The 7,841-nt window shown below is 67.0% G+C and carries 6 protein-coding genes; 1 reads left to right on the top strand and 5 read right to left on the bottom strand.

Annotated elements, in window-relative coordinates; genetic code table 11:
- Positions 1 to 138: 138 nt before the first annotated feature.
- From AC07WC_RS16280 to AC07WC_RS16265, 4 genes are read right to left on the bottom strand one after another with little or no spacing between them, the layout of a single operon-like run.
- Positions 139 to 1,005, bottom strand: coding sequence for a sugar phosphate isomerase/epimerase family protein (locus AC07WC_RS16280; RefSeq protein ID WP_495210917.1), 867 nt, complete (start codon positions 1,003 to 1,005; stop codon positions 139 to 141).
- 19 nt (positions 1,006 to 1,024) lie between these two features.
- Positions 1,025 to 2,149: a Gfo/Idh/MocA family protein gene (locus AC07WC_RS16275; protein ID WP_495210916.1), complete on the bottom strand. Its 1,125-nt coding sequence runs from the start codon at positions 2,147 to 2,149 to the stop codon at positions 1,025 to 1,027.
- Positions 2,150 to 2,161: 12 nt separating this feature from the next.
- Positions 2,162 to 3,379: a nucleoside permease gene (locus AC07WC_RS16270; RefSeq protein ID WP_495210915.1), complete on the bottom strand. Its 1,218-nt coding sequence runs from the start codon at positions 3,377 to 3,379 to the stop codon at positions 2,162 to 2,164.
- 26 nt (positions 3,380 to 3,405) lie between these two features.
- The gene (locus AC07WC_RS16265) at positions 3,406 to 4,458 is read right to left on the bottom strand and encodes a sugar phosphate isomerase/epimerase family protein (RefSeq protein WP_495210914.1); all 1,053 of its coding nucleotides are present in this window, start codon (positions 4,456 to 4,458) and stop codon (positions 3,406 to 3,408) included.
- A 95-nt stretch (positions 4,459 to 4,553) separates the two neighbouring features.
- On the opposite strand from AC07WC_RS16265, the gene AC07WC_RS16260 reads away from it, so the two are divergent.
- The gene (locus AC07WC_RS16260) at positions 4,554 to 5,561 is read left to right on the top strand and encodes a LacI family DNA-binding transcriptional regulator (protein ID WP_495210913.1); all 1,008 of its coding nucleotides are present in this window, start codon (positions 4,554 to 4,556) and stop codon (positions 5,559 to 5,561) included.
- 98 nt (positions 5,562 to 5,659) lie between these two features.
- Here AC07WC_RS16260 and AC07WC_RS16255 read toward each other — a convergent pair whose 3' ends face one another.
- A complete protein-coding gene (locus AC07WC_RS16255) occupies positions 5,660 to 7,822 on the bottom strand; it encodes a glycoside hydrolase family 3 N-terminal domain-containing protein (RefSeq protein WP_495210912.1) in 2,163 nt (720 codons plus the stop codon).
- Positions 7,823 to 7,841 lie beyond the last annotated feature (19 nt).

Here is a 7,841-nt window from a genome sequence, read left to right as displayed (position 1 = left end):
CAGGCCGTGCAGTTGACGGTGTAGAGCTTCGCACCGGCGGCCGGGTCATCCTTGCACCATGCTGGTGTCGCAACGCTCATGCTGCCCAGGGCCACGGCCATTGCCAGGATCGTCTTTATGTGGGGCCTCCTTCAGGCGTCAGTGCTGCGCTCGGGCGGATACGTTGGCGGACAGGCGTTCACGCAGGTAGTCCGCGCCGGTCTGGATCACCTTGGCCGAATCGCGTGGCTGATCGTGCTCGAGGATGTACCACTGCACGCCGGCAGCGGCTGCGGCTGGCAGGATCGCATCCCAGTCCAGCACGCCCTGGCCAACGGCCGCGAAGCCGCCCTCGTCTTCGGCCTGGCCCTTGGGTGCATTGTCCTTGGCGTGTACCGCGAACATGCGGCCGCGGAACGTCGCCAGCATCACCGCCGGGTCGAGGCCTGCACGCGCGACCCAGGCAAGGTCCAGCTCGGTCTGCAGGTCCGGCCCGGCCGCTGCGAACAGCAGTTCCAGGCCGGTCCTGCCATTGAAGTCGACCAGCTCGAAGTCATGATTGTGGTAGGCCAGGCGCATGCCCTTGCCCCGCACCTGTTTGGCGATCGCGCCCAGTTCCTGGCCCAGCGCGGTCCAGCCTGCGGCATCGGTCGGCCGATCCTTTGCGTCCAGGTAAGGCACCACCAGCGTGGTGTTGCCGATCGACCGATTGAAGGCAATCACGCCGTCCAGGTCGTTGCGCAGTTCGGCCAGTGGCACGTGCGAGGAAATTGCCCGGATCGAATACCTGTCCAGCAGCTGCTTCAGTTCGGTGGCGCTGACGCCCTGCGTGCCCACCGTTTCCACCGCATCCACGCCCGCGTCGTGGACGATCTTCAACTGCTGGTCGAGCGTCCCGGCGTTGCGCAGTGAGTACATCTGCACGGCGATGGGCTTCGGCGGGCTGACGGCTTCGTGTGCGAAGACGGGCAGGGACGCGAGGAGCAGCAGTGCGAGGGTTGCGGTTCTGCGTGCAGACGTGTTCATCAAGATATCCTCCCGGGATTCAACCGATGGTGGTCCAGGCGCGCGTCCTGGCCGAGCTGATGACGCGATCGACGATCAGCGCCGAGCGCACACCGTCGTCGAAGGTGGGCAGGCCGTCCGGTCGCTCGCCGTCGATGGCGCGATAGGTGTCGGCGACAAATGCCTCGAAGCAGTGGCCGTAGCCCTGCGCGTGCCCGGCCGGCAACACCGACAGCCGGCGCTGCTCGGCACTGCCGGCGCCCGGCCCACGCACGAAGACTTCCTCGCGCTGGTCGGGTTGGCCGATCCACAGCCGTTCGGCATCTTCCTGGTTGAAGGCCACGCTGGCCCTGGCGCCATCGATCTCGAACCAGAGGCGGTTGTGGCGTCCGGCCGACACCTGGCTGACCGTCAATGACGCCAGCGTACCGGCGCCGGTACGGAACATCGCCGCCGCCACGTCCTCGCTGCTGACCGGCTGCATCGCGCTACCGGCCACCGCGGTGGTGAAGCTCTGCCCGGTGCCGGTGCTGCGTTCGGCGATCACCGTGTCGAACGCCGCGCTGACCTCGGCGAAGCGCTCGCCGCTGACCCATTCCACCAGGTCGCACCAGTGCGAGCCGATGTCGGCGAACACGCGCGACGCGCCGCCCAGCGCCGGATCCACGCGCCAGTTGTTGCTGGCAGGGTCCAGCAGCCAGTCCTGCAGGTAGCTGCCGTGGATCAGGTGCAATGGCCCCAGTTCACCGCTGGCGATGCGTGCACGCGCCTCGCGGACCACCGGGTGGTAGCGGTAGACGAAGGGTACCGTGGCGACCAGTCCGCCCGCCGCGGCCAGCGACGCCAGCGCCTTGGCATCTTCCAGCGTGGTGGCCAACGGCTTCTCGCAGACCACGTGCTTGCCGGCTTCCAGTGCGGCCTGTGCCATGGGACGGTGCAGGTGGTTGGGCGTGCACACGTGCACGACCTGCACCTGTGGATCGGCGACCACCTCTTCGATGTTCCGATAGGCGCGCGGGATGCCCCATGCCTGCGCCATGTCCTGTGCGCGCTGCGGTGACGAGGCGGCCACGCCGCGGATCTCGGCACCGGCCAGCAGCGCCGCGCGACGATGCACCGCGCCGATCATGCCGGTGCCGATGATGGCGATTCCAAGTTTTGGCATCAGCTGCGGTCCTCAGGGCGTGGACGATGTGGCCGCGACCACTGGCCGGTCGCGGAACAACAGCAGGAAGGCGATCAGCACGAGCAACGCGACGCCTGCCGGGAACAGCCAGATCCGTTGCCAGTCCGGTCCGGCCGCCGTCGTGAAGTGCTCCACCACCGCGCCGGACAGGAACGTGCCGATCAACATGCCCACGCCATACGTGGCCAGGGTGATGAAGCCCTGCGCGCTGCTGCGCGCGGCGGGGCCGGCGTGCGCATCGGTGTAGATCTGGCCGGTGACGAAGAAGAAGTCGTAGCAGATGCCGTGCAGCACGATGCCGATCACCAGCAGGGAGAAGCCGCTGCCCGCATCCCCAAAGGCGAACATGACGTAACGCACCACCCACGCGGCCATGCCCACCGCCAGCATCGTCTTGACCCCCAGCCGCACGAACAGCAACGGCATGGCCAGCATCAGCAGGACTTCGGAGACCTGTCCCAGCGATTGCAGGCCCGCCGCACCGCGCACGCCCAGATCGTTGAGATATGGGTTGGTGAAGTTGTAGTAGAACGCCAACGGGATGCAGATGGCGATGGAGGCCAGGAAGAACACCAGGTAGGAGCGCGACTTCAACAGCCGCAGCGAGTCCAGCCCCAGGATCTGTCCCAGCCCGGCATCACGCTGTTGCGCCAGGGGGGGCGTGTGCGGCAGGGTGAATGCATACAGGCCCAGCGCCAGCGAGGCCATCGCCGCCATGCGGAACGTCAGCTCGAGCCGGTGCGCCTGCTCCCAGCCCAGCCAGCCGATCAGGACGCCGGCCACGATCCAGCCGACGCTGCCGGCCACCCGCACCAGCGGGAACTGTTTCTCCGGCGATTGCATGTGCCGCATCGCCACGCTGTTGGCCAGTGCCAGCGTCGGCATGAACAGCAGCATGTAGCCCATCACGCAGGCGGAGAACATGCTGAAGCTGGTGGCCGTGGACGCCAGCCACATGAGCACCGCGCCGGCCAGGTGCAGGACCGCGAGGATGCGCTGCGCCGCGAAGTAGCGATCGGCGATCAGCCCGACCAGGAAGGGTGCCACGATGGCACCGATGGATTGGCTGAGGAAGGCCGTTGCCACCTGGCTGGCGCTGGCTTGAAGCGGCCCCTGGACCAGATAGGTTCCCAGGGTGACGAACCATGCTCCCCAGATGAAGAACTGCAGAAACATCATCGCGCCCAAGCGCGACATGGTGTGCGTCATGGATTGCCCTCCCAGGCAGTGATGGCTCAGATCCCCAGCATGCGGCGTAGTGATTCCGGATCGGTCCCGCTGTCGGCAAAGTCGTCGAAGGCGCGCCCGGTCACGTGGATGATGTGGTCGCGGATGAAGGCAGCCCCCTCCCGCGCGCCGTCCTCCGGGTGCTTCAGGCAGCACTCCCACTCCAGCACTGCCCAGCCCGGGAAGTCGTACTGCGCGAATTTCGAAAAGATCGCCTTGAAATCGATCTGGCCGTCCCCGAGCGAGCGGAACCGCCCAGGACGATCGATCCAGTCCTGGTAGCCGCCATACACGCCACTGCGCGCGCTGGCCTGATACTCCGCGTCCTTGACGTGAAAGATGCCGATGCGATCGTGGTAACGGTCGATGAAACCCAGGTAGTCCATCTGCTGCAGCAGCAGGTGGCTGGGGTCGTACAGGATTTTCGCGCGGGGGTGATGGTCGACCACCTCGAGGAAGCGCTCGAAGGTCGCGCCGTCATGCAGGTCCTCGCCCGGGTGGATCTCGAAGCACAGATCCACGCCGCACGTGTCGAATGCGTCCAGGATGGGGCGCCAACGGCGGCCGAGTTCGGCGAAGGCTTCGTCGACCAGCCCGGGAGGGCGTTGCGGCCAGGGATAGAAGTAGGGCCAGGCCAACGCCCCGGAGAACGTGGCATGCGCGGTCAGGCCCAGGCGCTGGCTGGCCTTGGCGGCCAGCAGCAACTGCTCCACCGCCCAAGCCTGCCGGGCCGCCGGATCACCGCGTTTGTCCGGCGGCGCGAATCCGTCGAACAGCGTGTCATAGGCGGGATGGACGGCGACCAGTTGCCCCTGCAGGTGGGTGGACAGTTCGGTGATCTGCAGGCCATGTCCGTCCAGCATGCCGATGACCTCGTCGCAGTAGCCCTGGCTGCGCGCAGCTTCGGCCAGATCGAACAGCGCGGGAGCACCGGTCGGCACTTGTACGCCAGAATAGCCCAGCGCCGCGGCCCATCCGGCCAGCGTGTCCAGCCGATCGAAGGGAGGTGTGTCGCCGATGAACTGCGCCAGGAACAGTGCTGGACCCTTGAGCGTTTTCAAGCTGATTCGCCCTCGATGCAATCGATTGCATTATCCTAGCAGGGGCATTCGAAAGAGCTGTTGTGCACTGCACAGCGGAAGGAAGAGGTAGCGCCATGGCCACCATCTACGACATCGCAAAGCACGTTGGTGTTTCCGCCGGCACGGTGTCGCGGGCGCTGTCCCGGCCGGAAAAGGTCCTGCCGGCCACCCGCACGCGCATCGAACAGGCTGCGGCGGCGCTGGGCTATGTCCCCAATACGGTTGCCCGGACACTCAAGACCCAGCGCAGCGGGAAGATCCTGGTGACCGTGCCGGACATCGCCAACCCGTTCTTCGCGCAGATCCTGCAGGGCGCGGAAGACGCGGCGCAGGCCGTTGGCTACGCCGTGCTGCTGGGCGATACCCAGAACCTGCCGGAGCGCGAGGAACGCTACGCGCAGATGCTCCGGCGCAACGAGGCCGACGGTCTGATCGTGCTGGGCCATCGCCTGCCGCCCACGGCACGCGCGATCGTCCAGCAGCAGGGGGCTGCCGCGCCAGTGGTCAATGGCTGCGAATTCGATCCCGCACTGGGCATCCCCAGCGTCCATATCGACAACGCGGCCGCCGCACGCGCCGTGATGGAACACCTTTACGGGCTGGGGCACGAGCGGATCGCCGTGGTGGGTGGGCCGCCGGACAATCCCCTGCACCAGCAACGACTGGAAGGCGTACGGGCCGCCGCCAAGGCGCGCGGCCGCCTGCGCCAGCTCGGCATCGTGCCGGGCGACTTCTCCGTCGAATCCGGTCACGCGGCCGGGATGGCGCTGTTGGCCCGCGCGCCGGTGCCGACGGCGATGTTCTGTTTCAGCGACCAGATGGCGTTGGGCGTCCTGGCGGCCTGCCGTGATCTGGGCCTCCAGGTGCCTGGTGATCTGTCTGTCGTCGGCTTCGACGACCTTGCATCGTCGCGTTACCTCACGCCTCCGTTGACGACCATCAGGCAGCCGATGCGGGAGATCGGTGCCCGCGCGGTCAACCTGCTGCTCGCGATCATCGAACGCGCCGACGTGCCGCTTCAGCAGACGCTGGATTTCAGTTTGATGCTGCGCGGCTCGACTGCCTCCCCCAGACGCAGTTGAGGCAGAGCGTCATACGGCGGCCGCGACACGGTGGCGCCGGTGGTGTCACGCGCGTGTGGACGAGGGGAGGGGCAGCGATGCGCGCGGATGGAGTCGACTCAGTCCAGGGTGACCTGTGTCGCCTCGCCGGTCGTGCAGGACGGCGCGATCCACACATCGAATGTACCCGCTTCGGCACGGCGGATGCCATCCACGCCAGTGAACTCAAGCATCGATTCGTTCAACAGAAAGGCGACGTCCAGTGACTCCCCGCCTGCCAGGGTGATCTTGTCGAAGCCCTTGAGCTCGCGGACCGGCCGGACCCGGCTGGCGACCCGGTCGTGGATGTACAACTGCACGACCTCCTCGACGGTCCGCTGGCCGAGGTTGCGCACGCGCGCACTGACCCGGACCGACTCGCCCCGCCGAAGCACGGCTGAGTCCACCTGGGTGGGACCGTAGTCGACCTTGCCGTAACCCAGGCCATGCCCGAACGGGTACAGCGCTTCATGCGGAATTTCGCGCCAGCGCGTCTTGAACTCCTTCATTTCCGGCAGTTCGGGACGGCCGGTGCGCGGATGATTGTAGTAATACGGTTGCTGCCCCGATGCGCGCGGGAAGGACACTGGCAGCCGGCCCGACGGGCTGTAATCGCCAAAGAGCACGTCAGCGATGGCATGGCCGGTCTGCGAGCCCAGGAACCAGGTGATCAGTACGGCATCGGCATCCCGCACGCCGCCCTGCAGGGCCAGCGCGCGGCCATTGCGGACCAAGGCCACCACGGGGGTGCCAGCGGCGGCGACCGCATCGGCCAGTTGTTGCTGGACGGCAGGCAACACGATCTCGATGCGCGATTGCGCCTCGCCGGAGTAGCGCTGCGGCTCGCCCACGGCCAGGATCACCACGTCCGCGTGCTGGGCGGCCTGGACGGCGAGCGCCAGACCGCCGTCGATCGCGTCCTCCATGCCACACCCGTCGACAATCTCCAGCTGCGCGATGTCGCCAAGCGCGTCGCGCAGGCCCTCTTCAAGCGAAACGTACCGATCGGCATCGCCGAACAGCGTCCAGCAGCCTTCGATGTTGTCGCGGTCGCGGGCGAACGGTCCGATCAGCGCGATGCGCTGCCCGGTCCTGGCCAGTGGCAGCACGTCACCCGCATTCTTGAGCATCACGATCGAGCGCCGCGCCGACTCGCGCGCGAGCTCCTCATGCCGCGCAAGGCATGCGTCGGAGACATCGTCCATCTCCAGCGAGCGATACGGGTTGTCCAGCAGCCCGGTGCGCTCCTTGAGTTCCAGCATGCGCCGGACCGCCTGGTCCAGGCGCCACATCGGCACGCGGCCGTCGCGGACGAGCGAAGGCAGATGCTGCAGGTACAGTCCGCTCTGCAGGCTGAGGTCGAGGCCGGCCATGAAGGCTTTGAGCACCGCGTCCTGCATGTCCTCGGCATAGCCGTGTGCGACCAGCTCCATTTCCGAGGTGTAATCGGAAATGGTGACGCCATCGAACCGCCACGCGCCGCGCAGAAGGTCGGTCAACAACGGCTTGTTGGCACTGACCGGTACGCCGTTGATATCGTTGAACGCGGTCATGATGCTGCCGACGCCGGCATCCACTGCCGCCTTGAACGGGGGCAGGTGTACATCCTGCAAGGTCTGCGGGGCGATATCGACCGTGTTGTAATCCAGGCCCGCCAGACAGGCGCCGTAGGCAACATAGTGCTTGGCCGTGGCGAGCAGCGCATCCTCGCGGCGCAGGTCGTCGCCCTGGAACCCCTGCACGCGTGCGGCACCAAACCGGCACGCAAGCAGCGTGTCTTCGCCGGTGCCTTCGGCGCCGCGGCTCCAGCGCTGGTCGCGGGTCACGTCGATGGCCGGTGCGAACGTCCAGTGGATCGCTGCGGCGGTCGCTTCCACGGCGGTGGCGCGGGCGGTCCGGCGCGCCAGGTCTGGTTCGAAGGTCGCGGTCTCGCCCAGCGGGATCGGAAACACCGTGCCCATGCCATGGATCACGTCGGCTGCCAGGATCAGGGGAATGCCCAAGCGGCTCTCTTCCACCGCCACCCGCTGCAGCGCCACCGCGCCCTGCCGGCCCTTGCCGTTGAACAGGGCGCCGACCTTGCCCTGGCGGATGAGCTCGAGCACCTGCCCGGCGTTCTGCTCATTGGCGACCGGATTGATATCCGGAACGAAGGGGCGAACCATGTCGGCCGTGACGTTGAGCTGGCCGACCTTTTCTTCGATGGTCATCTGCGCCATCAGCGCATCGATACGGGATGTCATTGGAGCCTCATGAAATCGG

The organism is Stenotrophomonas sp. GW821-FHT01H02A, assembly GCF_059422145.1.
The sequence above is the reverse complement of the archived record's forward strand: the minus strand, read 5'-3'. Positions and strand labels throughout refer to the sequence as shown.

Excerpts from the sequence above, each read along its gene's own strand:
- AC07WC_RS16275 (WP_495210916.1), bottom strand. The coding sequence starts at position 2,149 with ATGCCAAAACTTGGAATCGCCATCATCGGCACCGGCATGATCGGCGCG.
- AC07WC_RS16260 (WP_495210913.1), top strand. The coding sequence starts at position 4,554 with ATGGCCACCATCTACGACATCGCAAAGCACGTTGGTGTTTCCGCCGGC.
- AC07WC_RS16270 (WP_495210915.1), bottom strand. The coding sequence starts at position 3,379 with ATGACGCACACCATGTCGCGCTTGGGCGCGATGATGTTTCTGCAGTTC.
- AC07WC_RS16280 (WP_495210917.1), bottom strand. The coding sequence starts at position 1,005 with ATGAACACGTCTGCACGCAGAACCGCAACCCTCGCACTGCTGCTCCTC.
- AC07WC_RS16255 (WP_495210912.1), bottom strand. The coding sequence starts at position 7,822 with ATGACATCCCGTATCGATGCGCTGATGGCGCAGATGACCATCGAAGAA.